This window comes from Pseudomonas sp. FW305-3-2-15-C-LB1 (assembly GCF_058787615.1).
Genome location: NZ_JBYSZX010000001.1, coordinates 383,386 through 406,746 on the forward strand (window position 1 = coordinate 383,386; position 23,361 = coordinate 406,746).

Genomic DNA, 23,361 nt, shown 5'->3' on the forward strand with positions numbered 1-23,361 from the left:
TCCAGGCGCCGCGGATTATCGTGCTGGCCTTATGCCGATAATTGCGGAGCCTGTTCATGAGTGATGCCCACAACGCCTTGATCACCGAGTTCTACAGCGCGTTCCAGCGCCTGGACGCCGAGGCCATGTCGGCCTGCTACACCGACGATGTGGTCTTCAGCGACCCGGCCTTCGGCGAACTGCGCGGCCGCGATGCCGGTGACATGTGGCGCATGCTCACCACCCGCGCCAAGGATTTCTCCCTGACCTTCGACAATGTGCGCAGCGACGACCGTAGCGGTGGCGCTCACTGGGTGGCGACTTACCTGTTCAGCGCCACTGGCAACACAGTGGTCAACGATATCCAGGCGCGCTTTGTGTTTCGCGACGGCAGGATCTGCGAACACCACGATCACTTCGACCTGTGGCGCTGGTCGCGTCAGGCCTTGGGCGCCAAGGGGTTGTTGCTGGGGTGGACGCCGCTGGTGAAAAACGCCGTGCGTGCCCAGGCGCGCAAAGGCTTGAAGGCATTCCAGGCCAGTCGTTGATAAGCTTGTCGCTTCTTTGGTATTGCCGAATTTTTCTGTGAATACACCTGAAGCCAAACCCTGGTTCGTCTACCTGGTGCGCGCCGCCAATGGCTCGCTGTACTGCGGCATCAGCAATGACCCGGTGCGCCGGTTCGCCTCGCACCAGAGCGGCAAGGGTGCGCGGTTTTTCCTGTCCAGCCCGGCGGTGGCGCTGGTGTACACCGAGCAATGCGCGAGCAAGGGCGAGGCCCTGCGTCAGGAACGGCTGATCAAGAAGTTGAAGAAGAGCGCCAAGGAGTGCCTGGCGGCAAGTGGCTCATTGATTTGACTGATGAGTTCCCATCATGCCCGCGCCAGGGTTTGCAGGCTAAGCTAGCGATTCACTTCTCTCGCGGAGCCTGGCATGTCTGAGTTGATCCTCCACCACTACCCGCAGTCCCCCTTTGCTGAAAAAGCCCGGCTGTTGCTGGGCTTCAAGGGGTTGTCCTGGCGCTCGGTGCATATTTCGCCGGTGATGCCCAAGCCGGACCTCACCGCCCTGACGGGCGGCTATCGCAAGACCCCCGTGCTGCAAATCGGTGCCGATATCTACTGCGACACCGCGCTGATCGCCCGGCGTCTGGAACAGGAAAAAGCCGCTCCGGCCCTGTTTCTCCAAGGCCTGGAACTGGTCACCCAAGGCTTCGCCGCCTGGGCCGACTCGGTGGTGTTCTCCCATGCGGTGGCGCTGGTGTTCCAGCCGGAATCACTGGCGGTCAAGTTCGCCAAGGTGCCGCCGGAAATGCTCCAGGTGCTGGTGGCGGATCGCAGCAAACTGTTCAGCGGCGGCACGGCGACTCGGGTGCAATTGGATGTAGCCAAGCATCAATGGCCGGCGATTGTTGGCCGCATCGATCAGCAACTGCAGCACCAGGCCGGGGATTTCCTGTTCGGCGAGCCGTCGATTGCCGACTTTGCCCTGGCCCATCCCCTGTGGTTCCTCAAAGGCTCTTCAGTGACGTCGCCTTTGGTAGACGCCTATCCCGCCGTTGCCGCCTGGTTGGATCGTGTGCTGGGTTTCGGCCACGGTACCTCCACTCAGATGAGCGCCGAGCAAGCCCTGGACGTGTCGCGCAATGCGACGCCGGCTGCTCTGCCCGAAGAACTGTTTGAAGACTTGAACGGCTTCAAGGCAGGCCAGCAGGTGACCATTTCGGCGACCGACTACGGCACCGACCCGGTCGCCGGCGAACTGCTGTTTGCCGGGCGTGAAGAACTGATCCTGCGCCGCACCGACGAGCGCGCGGGCATCGTGCATGTGCATTTCCCGCGCATCGGTTTTCGCATCCAGGCGCAGTAGGGAAAAATATTTGCAAATAAAAGTGAGGTAAAACCACCGCGCAACCGTGTAGTGCTTGAAACTGCGATCTATTCGCATTAACAGCGTTTTCTACACGGGTTCTCACAGCATGAAGTCAGCGGCGGGCGGTTGGGTTAAACAGTGGCTGGGAGCCTCGGTATTGGCGGTATCGGGGCTGGCGGTGCTGCCCTTGAGCATGGCGCAGGCACAAGAGCAGCAAAGCGCCCAGTTCACCTTTGCCCTGGCAGCCAAGCCGCTGCCCCAGGCCCTGAGCGATTTCAGCCGGGTCACCGGGATCAGCGTGATCTACACCGACGAAGCGCCCTACAGCATCAAAGCCCCGGCGGTCAGCGGCCAGATGAGCGCGATCCAGGCCCTGCAGCGCCTGCTGGGCAATTCCGGCCTGACCTTCCGCCAGATCGACGCTCGCACCCTGGCCCTTGAGCCGGTGCCCACCGAAGGCGCGGTCAACCTCGGCGCCACCACCATCAGCGGTGCCAGCCAGGCCCAGGACAGCACCAGCTACCAGCCACCACCCACCAGTTCGGTGATGCGCTCCCATGGCCTGCTGCTGGAGACTCCGCAAACCGTCAACGTGGTCCCGGCCCAAGTGCTGCGCGACCAGACCCCGCGCAACCTGGATGACGCCCTGGGCAATATCAGCGGCATCACCCAGGCCAACACTCTGGCCAGCACCCAGGACGCGGTGATGCTGCGCGGCTTTGGCGACAACCGTAACGGCTCGATCATGCGTGACGGCATGCCCATCGTGCAGGGTCGTGCGCTGAACGCCACGGCGGAACGGGTCGAAGTGCTCAAGGGGCCGGCGTCGTTGCTGTACGGCATCCAGGACCCGGGCGGCGTGGTTAACATCGTCAGTAAAAGGCCTGAACTGGTCCAGTCCACCGCCCTGACCGTACGCGGCTCCACCTTCGGTGACGGCAAGAACGGCAGCGGCGGCAGCCTCGACACCACCGGCCCGATTGGCGACAGCGGCCTGGCCTATCGGCTGATCGTCGATCATGAAGACGAAGATTACTGGCGCAACTTCGGCACCCACCGCGAGAGCCTGATCGCGCCGTCGCTGGCTTGGTATGGCGACAGCACCCAACTGCTGTTCGCCTATGAGCACCGCGAGTTCCTCACGCCGTTCGACCGTGGTACCGCCATCGACAAGTCCAACCACCCGCTGGACATCCCGGCCACACGTCGTTTGGATGAACCGTTCAACAACATGGAAGGTCGCTCCGACCTTTACCGCTTCGAAGCCGACCACGACCTGAACGACGACTGGAAAGCCCACTTCGGCTACAGCTGGAACCGCGAGACCTATGACGCCAGCCAGGTGCGCGTCAGCGCGGTAAACACCAACGGCACCCTGACCCGCAAGATGGATGGCACCAAGGGAGCGATCACCACCGACCGTTTCGCCACTGCAAGCCTGGAAGGCAAGGTCAATGTGTTCGGCCTGCAGAACGATGTGGTGTTCGGCCTGGATGATGAGTACCGCAAGATCTACCGCGCTGACCTGATCCGCCAGAATTCGCGCGGCACCTTCAACTACAACAACCCGGTGTATGGCAACGAAGTGGCGGGCACCACCGTCAGCCCCGCCGACAGCGCCCAGACCGACCTGCTGCGCAGCGACTCGCTGTTCTTCCAGGATGCGATTCACCTCAACGACCAATGGATTTTTGTCGCCGGTGCGCGCTACCAGATGTACGACCAATACGCTGGCAAAGGCGTACCGTTCAAGGCCAACACCAACGGCAATGGCCAGGCCTGGGTGCCGCGTGCTGGGCTGGTGTACCGCTACACCGATGAGTTGTCGTTCTATGGCAGCTACACCGAATCGTTCAAGCCCAACTCCACCATTGCTGCCTTGGCCGACGGCAGCACGCTGACTGGCGACCTGACGCCCGAGAAATCCAAGTCCTGGGAGCTGGGGGCCAAGCTCGACATCCCTGGGCGCATCACGGCCAGTGCCGCGTTGTTCACCATCGACAAGCGCAACGTGCTGGTATCGGTCGGTTCCGGCGCGAACACTATCTACAGCATTGCCGGCCAGGTGCGTTCCCGCGGCCTGGAACTGGACGCCACCGGGCAACTGACCGACAAGTGGAGCCTGATCGGCAGCTACGCCTACACCGACGCCGAAGACATCAAGGACAAGGACCCGACCCTGGAAGGCAACCGCCTGCAGAACGTGGCCAAGCACACCGGCTCGCTGTCGGTGGCCTATGACTTCGGCAACGTGTTCGGGGGCGATCAGTTGCGGGTAGGGACCGGCGCGCGGTATGTCGGCGAGCGTGCAGGCGATGCCGCCAACGATTTCACCCTGCCGGGGTACACCGTGGCGGATGCGTTTGCCACGTATGACACCAGGATTGACGGGCAGAAGGTCAAGTTCCAGCTCAACGTGAAGAACCTGTTCGACCGCGTCTACTACACCTCGGCGGCCAGCCGGTTGTTTGTGTCCATGGGTGATGCGCGTCAGGTGTCGGTGTCGAGCACCCTGGAGTTCTGATGCGCCTATTGTGTGGCGAACTGGCTTCCGTGGTGAGCAGGCTTCTGTGGCGAGCGGGCTTGCCCCGCGTTGGGCCGCGCAGCGGCCCCAAACCTGGTCGGTGAGAAATAACTGGTATAGCGCGGTGTTCTGATGGGGGCTGCTGCGCAGCCCAACGCAGGGCAAGCCTGCTCGCCACAGGGGGAGGGAGCTGTTAGCGTTGCTGCCACTGACCGCTTTAGGAAAACGCTACTGATGTACTTTGGAAAATGGATATCCACCAGCGGGATGCTGGTGGGCTTGAGCTTATTGCTGGGTGGCTGCGCGAGTGTTTCCCAGACGTCCACCCCAACCATCATCGACCAGTTGATGGCCGACCCGGCCCTCAACGGCGCCACTGTGTCCCTGATGGTGCGTGATGCCCGCAGCGGCAGCACCCTCTATCAACACAACCCGCGAACCCGCCTGATTCCCGCATCCAATCTCAAGCTGCTCACCACCGCAGCGGCGATGGATGTGCTGGGGCCGCAGTATCGTTTTTCCACGCAACTGTTGAGCAACGGCACGCAACAAGGCGAGCGTCTCAGCGGCAACCTGTACCTCAAGGGCCTGGGCGACCCGACCACGCAGTTCGCCGACTACCAGGCATTGGCGGCACAGCTTGCCGGCCAGGGCGTGCGTCAGATCCAGGGCGACCTGGTGTTCGACGATAGCTTTTTCGACGCCGAACGCCTGGGCGTGGATTGGGCCCAGGACGACGAAAGCACCTACTACGGCGCGCAAATTTCGGCGCTGACCGTGTCACCCAATTCTGATTTTGATGCGGGCACGTTGCTGGTCACCGCCAAAGCCCCCGCCGTGGTGGGTCAGCCGGTCAGCGTGTTGGTGAGTCCGTCCACCGACTACGTGCAACTGGACAACCGTGCTGTCAGCGGCCCCGGCAACAATTACGGCATCACCCGCCAGCACGGCACCAACCTGCTGCAACTCACCGGCGCGTTGGCGCCGGGCAAGCAAAGCCGGCAGTGGGTGAGCGTGTGGGAGCCGACGCAACTGGTGGCGAATCTGTTTGAGCAAGCACTGGCGCAGCAAGGCATCCAAGTGCTCGGGCGCCGTGTGATCGGTGGTGCCAGTCCTGCGACGGCCAAGGTCGTGGCGGAACATCAGTCGGCGCCATTGCAGGAGCTGATCACGCCGCTGCTCAAGCTTTCGAACAACAACATGTCCGAAGCCTTGCTCAAGGCCATGGGGCGCAAGACGTCCAATGCGGGCACGGCGCAGGCGGGGGTGGCCGCGGTGGCGGACTTCATGCGGCGCCAGGGCCTGGACCCGACGACTCTCAGCCAGGTCGACGGTTCGGGCCTGTCGCGGCGTAACCTGGTGTCTTCCCAAGGCCTCACCGATCTGCTGCTGGCCACGGCCAGACAGCCGTGGTTCGACGCCTGGTACAACGCCTTGCCGATTGCCGGCAACCCGGACCGCATGACCGGTGGCAGCCTGCGCTATCGCCTGAGTGGGACGCCTGCGCAAAACAACCTGCACGCCAAGACCGGCTCCATGGCCGGCGTGTCGTCGCTGAGCGGCTACATCAGCGACGCCCAGGGCCGGCGCCTGGTGTTTTCAATGATCAGTAACAACTACCTGAGCAGCGCCGCGCCGATCCGCGCCCTGGAGAACCGCGTGGCGTTGGCCCTGACCCAATGGCACGATTAGTTCAGGGCTGATAACCCATGCGCCAACTCACGGCCCGAGTCGCCGCCAGCAAGCGCTGCGCCGCCGGGCCGTCTTCATCGGCATGGAACAACGAGGTGGGGCCGACCACGGTCATCACTGCCGCGACTTGGCCGATGGCGTTGAACACAGGTGCGGACAGCGCATCGACGCCGGGCATCAACAAACCATGCACAAAGTGCAGGCCACGGCTGCGGATCTGTTCGCAGGTGATGGCGTAGGCCTGGTCGTCCGCCAACGCATGGGCGATGCCGGCCTGGATCTCACGTTCGCGCAGCTCCACGGTTTCCCGCGACGGCAGGAAGGCGCTGAACACCAGCCCGGTGGACGAGCTGAGCAACGGCAGCACCGAACCCAGCTGCGTCACCACCGTCACCGCGCGCACCGCCGGTTCGATCTGCACCACGGTCGCGCCCTGGTTGCCCCACACCGCCAAAAAGCAGGTTTCATTCAATTCATCGCGCAACTCCGCCAGGGGCAGTGCGCCGACTTTCAGCACATCCATACTGCCCAGCGCCGCCAGGCCCACACGCAACGCTTCGCGGCCCAGGCCATAGTGGTTGGTGGCGGTGTTCTGTTCGGCGAAACCCGAGGCGATCAGCGCCTGCAGGTAGCGGTGCACCTTGCTGGCCGGCATCTGTACGTGTTCGGCCAGGCGTGACAGCGATGTGGCCGGGGACAACTCGGCCAGGGCCTTGAGGATATCGGTGCCCACTTCGGCCGAGCGGACTTTCTGTTTACCGGTGTCGCGGGGCTTTTCCATGGAGGGACGAGAATCCGAGAGATGAATGGGCGTCTTTATAGCTTGACGGTCGATGGTGATCAAATTACGTTATGCGTAACTGGATTACGATAAAAACAACTTCCGTGCAGAGGATGATCCATGAACCTCGAATACCTGTCGGGCTTCGGCAATGAATTCGCCAGCGAAGCCTTGCCCGGCGCACTGCCCGTCGGCCAGAACTCCCCGCAAAAAGCGCCCTACGGTTTGTACACCGAACTGTTCTCCGGCACCGCGTTCACCATGGCCCGCAGCGAAGCCCGGCGTACCTGGCTGTACCGCATCCAGCCGTCGGCCAATCACCCGGCGTTTATCAGGCTTGAACGACAGTTGGCCGGTGGTCCGCTGGGCGCGGTGACGCCCAATCGCCTGCGCTGGAACCCGTTGGATATGCCGAGCGAGGCGACGGACTTTATCGACGGGCTGGTCGGGATGGTGGCTAATTCCGGGTCAGAAAAGCCCTCAGGCATCAGCATCCATCACTACCGCGCCAACCGCTCCATGGAGCGTGTGTTCTTCAACGCCGACGGCGAGTTGTTGGTCGTTCCCGAGCAAGGCCGCCTGCGCATCGCCACCGAGCTTGGCATGTTGGAAGTGGGGCCACTGGAAATCGTCGTGTTGCCTCGTGGCCTGAAGTTCCGCGTCGAGCTGCTGGACGCGCAAGCGCGCGGTTACGTCGCCGAGAACCATGGCGCCCCCCTGCGCCTGCCGGACCTGGGCCCCATCGGCAGCAATGGCCTGGCCAATCCGCGTGATTTCCTGACGCCGGTTGCGCACTATGAAGATGTGAAGAAACCGACGACGCTGGTACAGAAATTCCTCGGCGAACTCTGGGCCTGCGAGCTCGACCATTCCCCACTCAACGTGGTCGCCTGGCACGGCAACAACGTGCCGTACAAATACGACCTGCGCCGTTTCAACACGATTGGCACCGTCAGCTTCGATCACCCGGACCCGTCGATCTTTACCGTATTGACCTCGCCCACCAGCACCCACGGCCTGGCCAACCTCGACTTCGTGATCTTCCCGCCGCGCTGGATGGTGGCCGAGAACACCTTCCGCCCGCCGTGGTTCCACCGCAACCTGATGAACGAATACATGGGCCTGATCCAGGGTGCCTACGACGCCAAGGCCGAAGGCTTCCTGCCGGGGGGCGCATCTCTGCACAGCTGCATGAGCGCCCACGGCCCGGACGGCGAGACCTGCACCAAGGCCATCAACGTGGAGCTGGCGCCGCACAAGATCGATAACACCATGGCGTTCATGTTCGAGACCAGCCAGGTGCTGCGCCCGACCCAGTTCGCCCTGGACTGCCCGCAACTGCAACCTGCTTATGACGCGTGCTGGGCCTCGCTGCCCGCTACCTTCAACCCGAACCGGAGATAACCCATGACGCAGCCCACACTCACCCGCAGCTGGGTGGCCTCCGCCAACGGTCACACCGATTTCCCCTTGCAGAACCTGCCACTGGGTGTGTTCAGCATCAACGGCGGTGCGCCACGCAGTGGCGTGGCGATTGGTGACTCGATCCTGGATCTGCATGCCGCCATCGACGAGTTCAGTGGTGATGCCCGCCGCGCCGTCGAGGCTACCGCCGGTGGTCAACTGAACGCATTTTTTGAACTGGGCCGAGGCCCGCGCGTGGCCCTGCGCGAGCGTCTGCTGGAACTGCTGGCCGAAGGCAGCCCATTGCGAACCCGCGAGGCACAGGTACTGCACCGTGCCGCCGATTGCCGGATGCACGTACCGGCACAGATCAACGACTACACCGACTTCTATGTGGGCATCGAGCACGCGCAGAACGTCGGCAAACTGTTCCGTCCCGATAACCCGCTGCTGCCCAACTACAAGTACGTGCCGATTGGTTACCACGGCCGCGCCTCGACCATCCGCGCCTCGGGCGCCGACGTGCGTCGTCCCAAGGGCCAGACCCTGCCGGCCGGCCAGACCGAGCCGACCTTCGGCCCGTGTGCACGCCTGGACTATGAGTTGGAACTGGGTATCTGGATCGGCCAGGGCAACGAGATGGGCGATTCGATTGCCATTGGTGACGCGGCGGACCACATCGCCGGTTTCTGCCTGCTCAATGACTGGTCGGCGCGGGATATCCAGGCCTGGGAATACCAGCCATTGGGGCCGTTCCTGTCGAAAAGCTTCATCACCACCATCTCACCGTGGGTGGTCACGGTCGAGGCACTTGAGCCGTTCCGCACAGCGCAACCGGCGCGCCCCGAAGGCGACCCGCAACCGCTGCCGTACTTGCTGGATAAACGCGACCAGGCTGCGGGCGCCCTGGATATCGAATTGGAAGTGCTGCTGACCACCGCCGCGATGCGCGAACAGAACCTGCCGGCATTCCGCCTGGCCCTGAGCAACAGCCTGCACATGTACTGGACTGTCGCGCAATTGGTGGCGCACCACAGCGTCAATGGCTGCCAGTTGCAGGCCGGTGACCTGTTTGGTTCGGGCACCTTGTCCGGGCCGCAGGCGGGCCAGTTCGGCAGCCTGTTGGAAATGACCGAAGGTGGCAAAAAGGCGGTCGAGTTGCCGTCCGGCGAGGTGCGCAAGTTCCTCGAGGATGGCGACGAAATCATCCTGCGCGCCCGCTGCCGCCGCGAAGGCTTTGCCTCCATCGGCTTCGGCGAATGCCGTGGCACCGTGGTCGCGGCGCGCTAGGAGGGCCCGGCGATGGAACTCTACACTTACTACCGTTCCACTGCGTCGTACCGGGTGCGCATTGCCCTGGCGCTCAAGGGCCTGGATTTCACTGCCGTACCGGTCAACCTGCTGGTGCCGGCGGGCGGTGCCAATCGCCAGCCGGAGTACCTGGCGATCAATCCGCAGGGCCGTGTGCCTTCGTTGCGCACCGATGAGGGCGAGCTGTTGATTCAGTCGCCGGCGATCATCGAATACCTGGAAGAACGTTATCCACAGGCACCGCTGCTCTCCAACGACCTGGCGACCCGCGCCCATGAGCGTGCGGTGGCCTCGATCATCGGCTGCGATATTCATCCGCTGCACAATTCCAGTACCCAGAACCTGCTGCGCCAGTGGGGGCATGACGAGGCGCAAGTGCTGGAATGGATCGGCCATTGGATCAGCCAGGGCCTGGGCGCGGTGGAGCAGTTGATCGGCGACACGGGGTTTTGTTTTGGCGAGCAGCCGGGGCTGGCCGATACGTTCCTGATTCCCCAGTTGTATGCGGCGGAACGCTTCAAGGTGCCATTGGCGGCGTACCCGCGCATCGGGCGGGTGGCGGCATTGGCGGCGCAGAATCCGGCGTTTGTGAAAGCACACCCCGCCAATCAACCTGACACGCCTTAGGACACACTGTGGAAGGGTGCAAGCCCCTTCCACATTTTGACCTGCAACACCCTTATAAAAATAATAGGTACCTTGCGATGCATAATCAGATTGCCAGCTTTCGCGCGGCACTCGACGCCCGTCCGGTGTCGCGCTACCAGTGGTTGATTCTCCTGTTGCTGGCGCTGCTGCTGGTGACCGATGGCTACGACGCCCAGGTCCTGGGTTATGTGGTGCCGGCGCTGGCCCAGGACTGGGGGCTGGAGAAGGCTGCCTTTGGCCCGGTGTTCAGCGCCAACCTGCTCGGGCTGACCTTGGGCTCGTTGCTGGTCACCCCGCTGGCGGATCGTTTCGGGGTACGCCGTATCCTGCTCGGCTGTGTGCTGATCTACGCCACCCTGACTGTGCTGATGGTGTTCGCCAACTCGCTGACCACGTTGATGGCCGCCCGATTCATCTGTGGCATCGGCATGGGCGGCGCAATGCCGAGTGCGATGGCGTTGATGTCGGACTATTCCCCTCCACGCCTGCGCACATTGATGGTGACTTTGGCGGCTTGTGGTTTCTCGTTCGGCGGCGCGGCAGGCGGGTTTGTGGCGGCGGGGTTCATCGAAGGGTTTGGCTGGCAGGCCGTGTTTCTCGCCGGTGGCGTGACGCCGTTGCTGCTGTTTCCGTTTCTGGTGTGGCTGTTGCCGGAATCCTTGCCACGTCTGTTGCGCGACGCTCCGCCTTATGCGCGGCTGCAAAGCGTGACGTCGCGGATGTTGCCGGGCTGGCAACCGCCGTTGGCCACCGAGGCGCAAAACCAACAGGAGCAGGGCAGCAAACTGACGGTGGTGGAGTTGTTCCGCAATGGTTATGCACGACCGACGCTGCTGATCTGGGCGACCTTTTTTGTCAGCCTGATCCTGTTGTACTTCATGATCAGCTGGTTGCCGTCGCTGCTGCTGGAAAGTGGACTGGCGTTGAAAGAAGCCAACCTGGTGACCTCGATGTTCCTGTTTGCCGGGACCTTGGGCGCCATCGGCATGGCCTGGTTCGCCGACCGTTTGAAAAGCAAGGTGCGGCTGTTGTCCGGCGTGCTGGCGATAGCGGCGGTGTGCACCATCCTGCTCGGCCTGAACCATGACAACCCCCGTTACCTGGTGGCCTGTGTGTTTGCAGCCGGGTTTTGCATCATCGGTGGGCAACTGACGCTCAATGCCTTTGCCAGCAATTTTTATCCGGCACAGGTGCGCGCCACGGGGACGGGCTGGGCGTTGGGGGTGGGGCGGTTTGGTTCAATCCTGGGCCCGTTGTTTGGCAGCATGTTGCTGGCGATGCATATCCCGGTGGAGCAGATTTTCTTCTTCTGCGCGATACCGGCGGTAGTGGCGGCGTTGTTGATTATCCAGGTGCGTTCGCCTGGGGCTGGGGGGCCGAAGAGCGCGATGCCCGGCGATATTCTCAAGGCACCGGCCAATCACTGACACTGCGAGCGAACTAGCTGTGGCAAGTCGTGGGTTCAGTGCACCACTGAGTTGGGCGGCAAATGCCCCAGGCGTTCGGTCAGGCGCAGGCGCTGGATCGGGTCTTCGCTGAGCATCAGCGCGTGTTCCAGATCGAAGCGCTCGGCGTTGGGGCAGTCCAGGCGCTGGTACAGGCTGGCCCGTGCCAGGTAATCGGCGGCGCTGGCATTGCCTAGTTCCAGCACACGTTCGGCGTCGACCAGGGCCTCGAGCGGGGCGTCGTTGGACAGGTGCAATTGCCGCAAGTTGCGGGACAGTCGCTGCAGGATCGAACGCGGGTCGGCGGTGTGCAGGTGGTCGGCCTGCAGCTTGAGGTTGGGGCCGTACTGGCGTTGCAGCAGGTCGCGGCAATCATTGGGATACAGGCGCCGGCCGCCGCATGGGTCCAAGAGGTGATCGGCGCCGGGTACGCGCAGCAGGAAATGCCCGGGGAAGTTCACGCCGACCATGGGGATATCCATCCGTCGCGCCAGCTCCATGGCGATCAGCCCCATCGCCAGGGGTTGTCCGCGCTTGCGTTGCAACACCTTGTCCAGCAAGGCGGCGGCGGGGCGCAGCGGGGTGAATTCATCCTGGGCAAACCCCAGGTCATTCAGGCGCCGCAGCAACGGCTGGCCCAGCTCATCCGCCGGCAGCATGGGCATGCCGATGCTCACCTGTTGTTGCAGCAGCGTCAGCTCCTGCAGGATCACGGATGGCTGCACCGCCGGGTCATGCTCGGCCGCAATCCACAACGCTGCTTCAAACAGCGCGGGCGGGGAGCTTTCCAGGCAGGCGAAAAAGGCTTTGCGGGGGTTCATTGCAATCTCCGGCGGATGCCCCCGTTTTAGCCTTGCTGGGAATTTTCGTCCAGTGGCTTGGGAAATATCCTGCGCGCTTATGTCGCAAGCCCTACCAAATCGGCCGGCTTATTCCAGCGTATTCCGGCAGTTTTCTACCGCAAGCCTATACTTGGCCCACTACCAGAAGTGACTCGGGAGCTTGACGATGTTTGCTCTCATGCACAGCACCCGCCTTGAATCGCTGCACTTGAGCGTCGACCCGGTCACCGGGCTGAAGGCGGTCATTGCCATCCATAACAGCCGTCTGGGGCCTGCCCTTGGCGGCTGTCGCTACCTCTCCTATCCCGACGACGAAAGTGCCGTGGCAGATGCCGCGCGCCTGGCCCAAGGCATGAGCTACAAGGCGGCCCTGGCCGGTTTGCCGGTGGGCGGTGGCACCGCCGTGATCCTGCGTCCCGCCCATGTGGAAAACCGTGCCGCCTTGTTTGAAGCCTTTGGACGTTGCATCGAACAGCTCGACGGTCGCTATATCACGGCCATCGACAGCGGTACTTCGGTGGCCGACATGGACTGCATCGCCCAGCACACCCGCTACGTCACCAGCACCACCGCTGCGGGCGACCCTTCGCCCCACGCTGCCATGGGCGTGTTCGCCGGCATCCGCACCACCGCCATGGCACGCCTGGGCAGCGACAACCTCGAAGGCTTGCGTGTCGCCATCCAGGGCCTGGGCAACGTCGGCTTCGCCCTGGCTGAACAACTGCACGCGGCCGGGGCCGAACTGCTGGTGAGCGACATCGACCACGGCAAGGTGCAACTGGCCATGGAGCAACTGGGCGCACACCCCATCGCCAATGACGCCTTGCTCAGCACGCCGTGCGACATCCTCGCCCCCTGCGGCCTCGGTGCCGTGTTCAACCGCCAGAGCGTCGGCCAACTGCGCTGCGCCGCCGTGGCCGGTTCCGCCAGTGCACAACTGACCCACCTCGACAACGCGGATCAACTGGAGGCGCGTGGCATCCTCTACGCACCGGACTACGTGATCAACTCGGGAGGGCTGATCTACGTCGCCCTCAGGCACAGCGGCGCAGAGCTCCCTTCCATCACCGCGCACCTGTCCAACATCGGCACGCGCCTCACCGAAATCTTCGCCCACGCCCAGGCCGAAAAACGCTCACCCGCCCGCGTGGCCGACGAACTCGCCGAGCGCCTGCTTTACCAATAGCCAGGTATTAAAAAGGCCCTGAACCAATGATTCAGGGCCTGTTCAATTCGGGCTTTATTCCGCCGCCGCGTTCAGCAACTCGGACAACGCGTCCGGCTGGCTCTTGAACGCCTTGGCGAACACATCGCGGTTCTTCGCCATGTAGATCCCGGCTTCTTCCACCTGCTGCTCGCTCAGGGACGGCACGGCTTTTTGCAACACTTCTGCGAGCAACTCGGCGAGTTCAAGCATCTTGTCATGACGGTCAGCTTCGGCTTTATCCATGAACAAACGCTCCAGATCTCGGCTGCTGCGGTATACCACTTCGACGGCCATTCACCACCTCACATGCCTTCACGATAGTTGTCTTTTGCGACTACTGTATTTATATACAGCGAAAAGGGTAAGCCAAACCGTGGGGTTTGGGTAGCAGTTTTTTAATGTAGTCTGGAAATACGGGATTGGAGTGCCTCATATCACCCCGCCATCATCTTATACCTGCCCCTGGCCTTTTTTCTGCATGCAGAACAACCGTCACGTCCAACCCGCATTATCCGGTCGAGTCGACCTAAGGAAGCATCATCGTGAAAATCAACTGGGCCGAAAGGCTGCGCCAGCAAGTACATGGTCTGGCCGAGTCCCTGGGCAATCTGTTCGTCGAGTCGTTCCACTACCTGGCGCTGTTCGCCATTGGTGCGGTGACGGCCTGGGCGGCGGTGATGGAGTTTCTGGGGATGCTGGAGAACGGACACATCAAGATCGATGACATCTTGCTGCTGTTCATCTACCTGGAATTGGGCGCGATGGTGGGGATTTACTTCAAGACCAACCACATGCCGGTACGCTTCCTGATCTACGTGGCAATCACTGCGCTGACGCGTCTGCTGATCTCCAACGTGTCCCATCACAACCCGCCGGATGTAGGCATCATCTACCTGTGCGGTGGGATTCTGCTGTTGGCGTTCTCGATCCTGGTGGTGCGCTATGCCTCATCGGCATTCCCTTCCGTGAAGGTCGAAGGCCCGCGTCGCAAGGGCGAGGCGAGCCTGGAAACCGAGAAGGGCGAGCTTTAAAGCCCGACGCTGAAGGGCAGGGTACGGGCAGGCGGGCGCTGTAGCACTTTGTGGTCGCCATCCGTCATCACCGTGAGGATGTCCATGGCGCTGTGGCCCTGCTCGATGGCGATGCCGAACTGGATGCTCTGCACCAGACGCTTGAGCCGCTTTGGATCATTGCGTTGCTCGGCGCTGATCATGCGTTTGGCTACCACGCCCTGCTCGTTGGAGAGGGTCAGCATGATGCTGCCGTCCAGGCGTTGGATGCTCAGATTGACGCGGTATTGCGGGGTGAAGGTATCGGTGATGATCTGAAAAGGATTGTCCATGGTGTGTTACCGCCTGATAAGAACATGCAGTCATTGACGACCGGTGTCGGGATTAGTTCGCGTCTCCTGACCACCGGCCACTTCGTCGTTGAGGTTTAACAAAGTCCGTTTGCCTCATGAGCTGTACAGCAAAGGCCGTGCCGTGTGGAGCGCGTATCCCAATGTGGGAGGGGGCTTGCCCTCGATAGCAGACTTTCAGCCAATGAATACTTGGCTGGAAGACCGCTATCGGTGGCAATCTCCCTCCCACCGTTGTTTTGGGTCGTGCTTGAGTGGGGTGACCTGTTTCAGGGCAGTCCCGAGAAAACGATCGCTGACAGCGCAATCAAGCCAATCAGCACTCCACCCAACTGACCGCCAGGCCGCCCCGTGAAGTTTCTTTGTATTTGTCATGCATATCGGCGCCGGTATCGCGCATGGTGCGGATCACCCGGTCGAGGGAAATGAAGTGCTTGCCGTCACCGCGCAGGGCCATTTGCGTGGCGTTGATCGCCTTGACGGCGGCGATGGCGTTGCGCTCGATGCACGGCACTTGCACCAGGCCACCGACCGGGTCGCAGGTGAGGCCCAGGTTATGTTCCAGGCCGATTTCCGCGGCGTTTTCCAGTTGCTCGGGGGTTGCACCGAGCACGTCGGCCAAGCCGGCGGCTGCCATGGCGCAGGCCGAACCGACTTCGCCCTGGCAGCCAACCTCGGCACCGGAAATGGAAGCGTTTTTCTTGCAGAGGATGCCGACGGCGGCGGCGGCCAGGAAGAAATTGACCACGTCGTCGTCAGACGCGTCGGCGTTGAACTTCATGTAGTAATGCAGCACGGCCGGGATGATCCCGGCGGCACCGTTGGTCGGCGCGGTGACCATGCGCCCGCCGGCGGCGTTTTCTTCGTTGACGGCGAGGGCGAACAGATTGACCCATTCCATGGCGGACAAGGTGGAGGTGATGACATTCGGCTTGCCGATTTCCAACAGGCTGCGGTGCAGTTTCGCCGCGCGGCGTGGCACATCCAGGCCGCCCGGCAGGATGCCTTCATAGCGCAGGCCTTGCTCCACGCATTCGCGCATCACCGACCAGATATGCAGCAGGCCACTGCGGATATCGGCGTCGCTGCGCCACGCACGTTCGTTGGCCATCATCAGTTCGGAAACCCGCAGGCCGTGCTTGTTGCACAAAGCCAGCAGTTCGACAGCGCTGGAGAAGTCGTAGGGCAATTGCACATCGCTGGCTGGTGCGATGCCGGAGGCGGCTTCGGCGGCTTCGATAATGAAACCACCGCCTACCGAGTAATAGGTTTGCTCGCTCAGCAGGCCGTTTTCACCGTAGGCGTGCAGGGACATGGCGTTGGGGTGGTAGGGCAGGCTTTCGTCCAGTAGCAGGAGGTCGGTGTGCCAGTTGAAGGCAATGTCCTGCTGGCCGGCGAGTAACAGTCGCCCGGATTCACGCAGTTGCTGGATACGCGCATTGATCGAGGTGGGGTCGACGGTGTCCGGCCACTCACCCATCAGGCCCATCACACAGGCGCGGTCGGTGGTATGCCCTACACCGGTGGCGGACAGCGAGCCATACAAGCGTACTTCCACGCGGCGGGTGGCGCTCAACAATCGTTGGTCGATCAGGGCTTGGGCAAAGGTCGCCGCCGCGCGCATGGGGCCGACGGTATGGGAGCTGGAAGGGCCGATGCCCACTTTGAATAGATCAAAAACACTGATAGCCATGCTAAACCCTTACAAGCAATGGAGTAGGAATCGCTGCCATGTTTTGTAGGACGAGCGCAATTGGCGCGATACTGAGCCTCTGGCACGGCACTGACCAACGAATTATCCTAAGACACCCTTTAGCAGGACTAAACGCTATGATCCGGCCCCTCCATGGCCAGACGTATGTCTGGCTGCACGTTTTTTCCTGTGCTGCGCGGCACCTGTCGTTCACCCGTTGTGCCGAAGAACTGCACATCACGCCGGGCGCGGTGAGCCAGCAAATCCGCCAGTTGGAAGAGCGATTGGGGTTTCGTCTGTTTCATCGACGCGCCCGTGGGGTGGAGCTGAGTGCCGAGGGGCAACGTTTGGCCGCGACGGTGGGCGAGGCTTATGGCAGCATCGACGCGGAGTTGCAGCGCCTGGACGCGGGAATGATCAGCGGCACCTTGCGCCTGCGCTCGATCCCGTCGTTTCTCGGCAAGTGGCTGACCCCTCGGTTACCGCGTTTGCAGCAGCGCTTTCCGGATATCCAATTGCGTATGGTCGCCGAGGACAGCAGCATCGCCTTGCATGAGGGCGACTTCGACCTGGCCGTCGACTTGAACGACGGCAGCTACCCCGGCCTGTTATCCACCGCCTTGCTCGACGAGCAGATCTTCCCGGTGTGCGCGCCGAGCCTGCTACGCGGTCGCCCACCGTTGCATGGGCCGGCCGACCTGGTGCATTTCCCGCTGCTGCATGACATCACCGCCTGGCGTGGCAGTTATGAGTATGCGGAGTGGGAGTTTTACTTGAATGCCATCGGCTACCACGACGCCGATGTGCGCCGTGGCCACACCTTCAACCGCAACCACCTGACCATCGAAGCCGCCATCGCCGGCATGGGCGTGGCCATCGCACGCCGCACCTTGCTCAACGATGAATTGGAGCGCGGCACCTTGATCGTGCCCTTCGGCCTGGCCGTGCCTAACCATAAACGCTACGTACTGCTGTATGCGCCGGGTGCGCTGAGCCATCCGGGCGTGCGTGCGGTACATGATTGGCTGGTGGAGGAGGCGGAGATCTTTCGCGGATTGCACCCGTTGGGAGAGGGGCAACTGTAAGGTTGATTGCACGTAAGAAGATGTAACTAACTCCCCACCCTAACAGCGTTTTTGCTCGTCGTCAGGCTTAATTTGTAATGTAGGATTTATCTTTGCAAAGGGGTTGAATTGTTCTGCGGACTGCTCAATTGTGTAATCAAGAGGTCATGGTTTCACCGCCCCGGTGTCGCAGTTGTGACCTCTCGCGAGCTAGCTGAAATAAGGGAAGAACTATGCAAATCCAAGTCAATAGCGATAACCATATTGAAAGCAGCATCCGACTGGAGGAGTGGGTACGTACTACCATTGAGAGCACGCTCGAACGTTACGAAGAAGACCTGACCCGAGTGGAGGTCTACCTGCGGGATGAGAACGGCGACAAGCCCGGTCCCCACGATTTGAGTTGCCGCCTGGAAGCGCGGCCAAAAGGCCATCAGCCACTGTCGGTGCTGCATAAGGCCGATACGCTGGAACAGGCCATCGACGGTGCGGCGACCAAGCTGGACCATGCGTTGGAACATCTGTTTGGCAAACTGCAAGGCAAGCCACGCGCTGCCGCGAAAAACCAGCCAATCAATAAAGTGAATGAAGACGCGTTGGAAGAGGAATTCCTGGAAAACGAAAACGCTGTCATTAACGGCTGACCGATTTTCACCCCCCTACAAACGGGCCTGCAACTGCAGGCCCGTTTTCATTTACTGTCCGCGTCGGAAAAAGTACCGGCTCGATAGCGCCAGCCCACACGCACCCAATCCTGCAAACAGCATCGCCCAGCCGGCACCGTGGCGCAGTGCGGCCTGGGCCTGCGCGGCGTTCAACGCCGGTACATCGAGCTTGCCGGCCGCAATGTTCTGGCTGATGCCCGGCCAATCCAGCGCCGTGGTTTCGGGCAGCACACCGGCCAGTTGATCGCTGATCCCCAGCAACAGCACCAGCCCCATCAACGCGATGTTGAGCGCCAGGGTAATCAGCCGTGCGCTGAGGTCGATGCCCGAGGCCATGCCGGCGCGGTCCGTCGACACCGAGCCGGTCGTGGTGTTGGTGGTGGGGGAGTTGGTCAGCGCCAGGCCTGTGCCGGCAATGATGCAACTGCCCAGGATCAGCAGGATACTGGGTTGCGCCACCCCATTGGCAGCGGCCATGGCCAGGAAGCCGACACCCATCAACCCCAGGCCCAACGGAATGATGCGCTCGGCGCCATAGCGCAGGGCCAGGCGCTCAGCCAGCGGCGGTACCAGCAGTGTGGGCAGGGTGTAGGCGAGCAGGGCGCCGCCGCTGGTCAGGGTGTCGTAGCCCAGGCCGGCCTGGAAATACAACGGCAGGTAGATCATGAACGGCCAGAAGCTGAAATTCATGCCGATCGAGCCCATCAAGGCGCCATTGAAGCGCTGGATGCGCAATACCGAGAAGTCGAACATCGGGTGGGCGCTGCGTCGTTCAACGATGATGAACAACAGCAACCCGGCCACCGCCAGTCCCGCCCAGCCGAGCATGACCGGTGTGCCAAAACCGTTCTCGGTGCCCTGGGTGATGAAATAGACCAGCGCGAACACCGACAGCGTCAAGGTGAGCATACCGGCGATGTCCAGGCGATGGCCGGCCGGGTCACGGGACTCCTGCACGCTGACATGCAACAGCACCAGGGTGAACAGGGTGAGCGGTACATGCACCAGGAACACCCAGCGCCAGTCCGCCACTGCCAGGATCAACGCCCCCACCATCGGCCCGAAGCCCAGGCCCACGCCGGCGATTACGCCCCAGATTGCGAACGCCCGTGCCCGCGCCGCCGGTTCGCGAAACAGGTGCGACAGAATCGCGAACTGGCAGATCATCATCGCCCCGGCGCCCACGCCCTGGACGAAGCGCGCGGCAATCAGCGTCGGTGCATCGTTCGCCAACCCACACGCCAGCGAAGCCAGTCCGAACAACCATAGGCACAGCACCAGTATGCGCTTGCGGCCAAAACGGTCCGCCAGGGTGCCGGCTGCCATCAATACGCTGGTGCAGGCCAGGGTGTAGGCATTCATGATCCATTGGGCATCCTGGAAGCCTGTGCCCAATTGCTGCTCCAGCGTGGGCAGGATCACCGGCACGCTGGAGATCTCCAGGCCGAACATCAGGGCGACGAGGCACACGGCGGTGAGGGCGAGGCCGTTTCTGGCGGTGCGAGGTGGGTTGATGGCCGATAAGGTGGCGGCGGGTGGCATGGGATTCTCCTGAGGTCGAGGGGTCGTTAGATTTTCAGGGGAATCTGTTTCTTTATTCGTGATAAGTTTTCCGTCAACAGGGGAATCAAGGGCGACAATAAAATCATGGCCACTGCGCGTTTCGATGGCATTGAACTCTTTCTGCAGATCGTCGAAAGCGGCAACCTGACGGAAGCCGCCGAACGCCTGAACCTGACGCGCTCGGCGGTGGGCAAGGGCCTGGCGCGGCTGGAGGCGCGGCTGGGGACTTGCCTGTTGCAGCGCTCCACTCGCCGCCAGCGTCTGACGGAAGACGGGCAGGCTTACTACGAGCATTGCCTGCGCGCACTGGCCGAACTCGAAGCCGCCGAATCGGTGCTGGAGAGTGGCCGGCAGTTGCCACGCGGCCGGCTGCGCGCCAGCGTGCCGCTGGCCTTCGGGCATCACTATGCGGCGCCCGCGTTATGGGGGTTGATGGACCGTTACCCGCAACTGGAGATCGAGGTGTGTTTTGCTGACCGTATCACCGACCTGGTGCAGGAAGGCTTCGATATCGCCGTGCGAATCGGTGCTTTGCCTGACACCGAACGCTTGAGTGCACGGCGCCTGGGCGAACAGTCCGTGGGGCTGGCCGCTTCACCGGCGTACTTGCAGCGGGTGGGACGGATTGAATCGACGGATGACCTTGCCGGCCACCGCGGCATTGCCTACCGCAGCAACACCCCGCACCGTTCGCGGGTCGTATCGCCGTTGGTGCTGGATGACCTCCAGGCCGTGGCGGACGCTGCTATCGCGGGCGTCGGCCTGGCCTGGTTGCCCAGTTGGTTGATTGCACACTATGTGCTGCGCGGGCAGTTGGAAGCGGTGTTGCCCGCCTACCGTGAGCAACCCTCGCCGATCCACGTGATCTGGCCGACCGCCGCGCATATGCCGGCCAAGACCCGCTGCGCCATCGACGCCCTGGTCGCGGCCACTCCCAGTTGCCTGGCGGGCAGTTAGAACGCAATCGAGGTCTGTACGTACACCGTGCGCGGCTCGCCGACGTATTTGCCCTTGTTGTTATCGTCGAACGAGCGCGTGTAGTACTGCTTGTTGAAGATGTTTTTCACCCCCACCGCCACGTTCAAATCCGACAACTGCGGGCCGAAGTCGTAGGCGGCACGGCTGCTGAACAACATATAGCCCGGGATACGTCCGTTGGCACCGTCGGCACTTTCGGCCTGGGTGTTGGCGTTGTCGGCGAACTGGCTGCTCTGGTAGCTGCTGTCCAGGTTGAGTTTCCAGCGGCCTTCGGTGTAACCCACGCCAAGGGTGCCTTTGTGCTTGGACGAGAAGGGCACGCGGTTGCCTTTGTTCGGGCCGTCCTCGCGGATGGTGGCGTCGACGTAGGCGTAAGTGGCGTACACATCAAACCCGGCCAGCGCCGGGCTCAAGCCATCGAGCGCGTAGTTGACGCTGGTCTCGATACCCTGGTGGCGGGTTTCGCCACGGGCAATCACCGAGTCGTTGGTCTGGTTGCTTTCGTACTGGTTGTCGAAGTTGATCAGGAACGCGCCGATCTCGGCACGCAAGGTGCCGTCGTCGTAACGGGTACCCAGTTCCCAGGTGCGGGCTTTTTCCGGTTTCACTTCGCCGCTGGTCACGCGGTTGGGCATCTGGCTGTACTGCACGCTGCCGAACGAACCTTCGGTGTTGGCATAGAGGTTCCAGCTGTCGGTGAGGTGGTAGAGCACGTTCAGTGCCGGCAGCGCGGTGTTGTAGTCACCCTTGTATTTGACGTTGCTCAGGTTGTTGGTCTGCTGGGACTCGATCATCTCGTAGCGCACGCCCGGGGTGATGGTCCACTTGCCGATATCGATCCGGTCGTCGATGAAGAATGCATTGGCTTCGGTGCCGCCACGGGTGTCGCGGTCGTTGCGGCTGTTGGTAGTGGGAATCTGCTGGTTGGCGGCAATCGGCGTGCGATAGCGCAGCTCGTGGCCGGCCTCGTTGATGTAGCGGTAGCCGACGCCTACTTCGTGGCTGGTCGGGCCCACATCAAAGCCTTGGGCGAAGCGGGTCTCGATGCCACGCACCCAGTACTCGCGCGGGGACAGCGAGAGGAAGGTGCCCTGGTCCAGGTAACCACTGCGCAGGGTCTTGGTGAAGAAGCTATTCACGGTGAACTCGCGACGATCCTGCTCATAGCGGTAGCCGAAGTTGAACATCGTGCGGCGGCCCCAGAATTTGTCGTAGGGGCGGGTGGACTGGTACGGATCTGCCTTGTAGTCCGCAACGTTCAAACCCCCAGGCATATCGGCCTGGCCTTCGTAGTACTGCGCCATGGCGTTGAAGCTGTTGGCGTCGTCGAGCTGGTATTTACCCTTGAGGATCAGGTCGTCGATGCGCGTGTTGCTGTTCTCGCGCCAGTCGCCGCCACGGGTGCCGGAGTACAGCAGCGCACCGCCCAGACCATTGTCGGCCGTGCCGCCGGCCAGCAGGTTGCTGGTGGTCTTGAAGCCGTCATGGCTGGAGGACGGGCTGGTTTCGGTCTGCAGGCCGCCCTTGACCGTGGGCGCATCCGGGATCGCCCGGGTCACGAAGTTGACCACGCCACCGACGTTCTGCGGGCCGTAGCGCACGGCGCCGCCGCCACGCACCACGTCGACGGCATCCATGTTGCCCATGCTGATCGGCGCAAACGACAGTTGTGGTTGGCCGTACGGCGCAAACGGCACCGGAATACCGTCCATCAGCACCGTGGAGCGCGAGGCCAGGCGCGGGTTGAGGCCGCGAATACCGAAGTTCAGCGCCATGTCGTGGCTGCCGGTGCCGTTGTTGTCCGGGGCGTTGACGCCGGGGATGCGATTGAGCACGTCCCTGGCCTGGGTGGCGCCCTGGCGTTCGAACTCTTCGCGGCGGATCACATCTCGGGCGCCGGGGTGTTCGAACACATTGGTTTGCGCTGCGTCGCCGAGCCAGTCGCCGACCACGCTGGAGGTGCCCAACTCAATAGTGGTCGGTGCATTGGCCGGTTGCAGGCTGTAGGCATTGTCGCCTTCGGCGCGGGCTTGCAGGCCGGTGCCTTCCAGCAGTTTCTGCAGGCCGTCGGCGGCGCCATAGTTACCGGACAAGCCACGACTCTGCATGCCCGCGGTGACTTGCGAACCGAAGGAAATCAGCACACCCGCTTCACGTCCGAATTGATTCAACGCCGCTTCCAGCGAAGTCGGCGCGATGTGATACGGCTTGGCATCGGCCGCCATGGCGTGTGGCAGTACCGTAAGACTCAGGCTGGCGCCAAGTAGGAACTGGCGCAGGGTGCGGGCGAGAAGCGTGGGTTGCTGGGGCATGAAGAGCGGTCCTGAGAAGGA

Annotated in this window: 21 protein-coding genes; 14 read left to right on the forward strand and 7 right to left on the reverse strand. The window is 62.3% G+C overall.

The window, feature by feature from the left end; genetic code table 11:
• Positions 1–56 precede the first annotated feature (56 nt).
• The 5 genes from AC3WP7_RS01850 (at position 57) to dacB (ending at position 6,067) form a co-directional block, all read left to right on the forward strand.
• Entirely contained in the window at positions 57–527 is a 471-nt protein-coding gene (locus AC3WP7_RS01850) for a nuclear transport factor 2 family protein (protein WP_093119638.1), read from the forward strand.
• Between the two features lie 37 nt (positions 528–564).
• Positions 565–837: a GIY-YIG nuclease family protein gene (locus AC3WP7_RS01855; protein ID WP_058422881.1), complete on the forward strand. Its 273-nt coding sequence runs from the start codon at positions 565–567 to the stop codon at positions 835–837.
• Between the two features lie 75 nt (positions 838–912).
• Complete coding sequence (locus AC3WP7_RS01860) at positions 913–1,848, forward strand: glutathione S-transferase family protein (RefSeq protein WP_102591585.1); 936 nt, start codon at positions 913–915, stop codon at positions 1,846–1,848.
• 109 nt (positions 1,849–1,957) lie between these two features.
• Entirely contained in the window at positions 1,958–4,375 is a 2,418-nt protein-coding gene (locus AC3WP7_RS01865; protein WP_093512379.1) for a TonB-dependent siderophore receptor, read from the forward strand.
• A gap of 234 nt (positions 4,376–4,609) precedes the next feature.
• Complete coding sequence (dacB, locus tag AC3WP7_RS01870; RefSeq protein WP_093529085.1) at positions 4,610–6,067, forward strand: D-alanyl-D-alanine carboxypeptidase/D-alanyl-D-alanine endopeptidase; 1,458 nt, start codon at positions 4,610–4,612, stop codon at positions 6,065–6,067.
• 1 nt (position 6,068) lies between these two features.
• On the opposite strand, the gene AC3WP7_RS01875 is transcribed toward dacB, so the two are convergent.
• Complete coding sequence (locus AC3WP7_RS01875; RefSeq protein ID WP_071488610.1) at positions 6,069–6,848, reverse strand: IclR family transcriptional regulator; 780 nt, start codon at positions 6,846–6,848, stop codon at positions 6,069–6,071.
• Positions 6,849–6,968: 120 nt separating this feature from the next.
• Here AC3WP7_RS01875 and hmgA point away from each other — a divergent pair, with 120 nt between their 5' ends.
• The 4 genes from hmgA to AC3WP7_RS01895 all read left to right on the forward strand — a co-directional run bounded on the left by hmgA (position 6,969) and on the right by AC3WP7_RS01895 (position 11,638).
• Positions 6,969–8,252 carry a homogentisate 1,2-dioxygenase gene (hmgA, locus tag AC3WP7_RS01880; RefSeq protein ID WP_102591584.1) on the forward strand — a complete coding sequence of 428 codons (1,284 nt, stop codon included), beginning with the start codon at positions 6,969–6,971 and terminating at the stop codon, positions 8,250–8,252.
• Positions 8,253–8,255: 3 nt separating this feature from the next.
• Positions 8,256–9,542: a fumarylacetoacetase gene (gene fahA, locus AC3WP7_RS01885; RefSeq protein WP_102591583.1), complete on the forward strand. Its 1,287-nt coding sequence runs from the start codon at positions 8,256–8,258 to the stop codon at positions 9,540–9,542.
• Between the two features lie 12 nt (positions 9,543–9,554).
• Complete coding sequence (maiA, locus tag AC3WP7_RS01890; RefSeq protein WP_102591582.1) at positions 9,555–10,190, forward strand: maleylacetoacetate isomerase; 636 nt, start codon at positions 9,555–9,557, stop codon at positions 10,188–10,190.
• Between the two features lie 77 nt (positions 10,191–10,267).
• Positions 10,268–11,638, forward strand: a complete 1,371-nt coding sequence (locus AC3WP7_RS01895) for an MFS transporter (RefSeq protein ID WP_092240914.1) — start codon at positions 10,268–10,270, stop codon at positions 11,636–11,638.
• A gap of 35 nt (positions 11,639–11,673) precedes the next feature.
• Here AC3WP7_RS01895 and AC3WP7_RS01900 read toward each other — a convergent pair whose 3' ends face one another.
• The gene (locus tag AC3WP7_RS01900) at positions 11,674–12,477 is read right to left on the reverse strand and encodes a SirB1 family protein (RefSeq protein WP_092240916.1); all 804 of its coding nucleotides are present in this window, start codon (positions 12,475–12,477) and stop codon (positions 11,674–11,676) included.
• Between the two features lie 187 nt (positions 12,478–12,664).
• On the opposite strand from AC3WP7_RS01900, the gene AC3WP7_RS01905 reads away from it, so the two are divergent.
• Entirely contained in the window at positions 12,665–13,684 is a 1,020-nt protein-coding gene (locus AC3WP7_RS01905; RefSeq protein ID WP_071488616.1) for a Glu/Leu/Phe/Val dehydrogenase family protein, read from the forward strand.
• Positions 13,685–13,738: 54 nt separating this feature from the next.
• Here AC3WP7_RS01905 and AC3WP7_RS01910 read toward each other — a convergent pair whose 3' ends face one another.
• Positions 13,739–13,999, reverse strand: coding sequence for a YebG family protein (locus tag AC3WP7_RS01910; protein WP_003171979.1), 261 nt, complete (start codon positions 13,997–13,999; stop codon positions 13,739–13,741).
• 248 nt (positions 14,000–14,247) lie between these two features.
• On the opposite strand from AC3WP7_RS01910, the gene AC3WP7_RS01915 reads away from it, so the two are divergent.
• A complete protein-coding gene (locus tag AC3WP7_RS01915; RefSeq protein WP_058427808.1) occupies positions 14,248–14,736 on the forward strand; it encodes a phosphate-starvation-inducible protein PsiE in 489 nt (162 codons plus the stop codon).
• Here the strand turns inward: AC3WP7_RS01915 and AC3WP7_RS01920 are convergent.
• Entirely contained in the window at positions 14,733–15,047 is a 315-nt protein-coding gene (locus AC3WP7_RS01920; protein WP_092240918.1) for a DUF3509 domain-containing protein, read from the reverse strand. The genes AC3WP7_RS01915 and AC3WP7_RS01920 overlap by 4 nt on opposite strands.
• Before the next feature lie 334 nt (positions 15,048–15,381).
• Positions 15,382–16,758 (reverse strand): L-serine ammonia-lyase, encoded by a 1,377-nt coding sequence (locus AC3WP7_RS01925; RefSeq protein WP_102591581.1) that lies wholly within the window; start codon positions 16,756–16,758, stop codon positions 15,382–15,384.
• Between the two features lie 137 nt (positions 16,759–16,895).
• On the opposite strand from AC3WP7_RS01925, the gene AC3WP7_RS01930 reads away from it, so the two are divergent.
• Entirely contained in the window at positions 16,896–17,843 is a 948-nt protein-coding gene (locus AC3WP7_RS01930; protein ID WP_092240922.1) for a LysR substrate-binding domain-containing protein, read from the forward strand.
• 212 nt (positions 17,844–18,055) lie between these two features.
• Positions 18,056–18,466 (forward strand): HPF/RaiA family ribosome-associated protein, encoded by a 411-nt coding sequence (locus AC3WP7_RS01935; protein ID WP_092240924.1) that lies wholly within the window; start codon positions 18,056–18,058, stop codon positions 18,464–18,466.
• Positions 18,467–18,517: 51 nt separating this feature from the next.
• Here the strand turns inward: AC3WP7_RS01935 and AC3WP7_RS01940 are convergent, their stop codons facing one another.
• Complete coding sequence (locus AC3WP7_RS01940; protein WP_102591580.1) at positions 18,518–20,029, reverse strand: MFS transporter; 1,512 nt, start codon at positions 20,027–20,029, stop codon at positions 18,518–18,520.
• Between the two features lie 105 nt (positions 20,030–20,134).
• Between AC3WP7_RS01940 and AC3WP7_RS01945 the strand changes: the two genes are divergently transcribed.
• Positions 20,135–21,007, forward strand: a complete 873-nt coding sequence (locus AC3WP7_RS01945) for a LysR family transcriptional regulator (RefSeq protein ID WP_093119601.1) — start codon at positions 20,135–20,137, stop codon at positions 21,005–21,007.
• On the opposite strand, the gene fecA is transcribed toward AC3WP7_RS01945, so the two are convergent.
• On the reverse strand, positions 21,004–23,340 hold the full coding sequence (fecA, locus tag AC3WP7_RS01950) for a TonB-dependent Fe(3+) dicitrate receptor FecA (protein ID WP_102591579.1): 2,337 nt from the start codon (positions 23,338–23,340) through the stop codon (positions 21,004–21,006). The two genes, AC3WP7_RS01945 and fecA, sit on opposite strands and share 4 nt — an antisense overlap.
• Between the last annotated feature and the right edge of the window lie 21 nt (positions 23,341–23,361).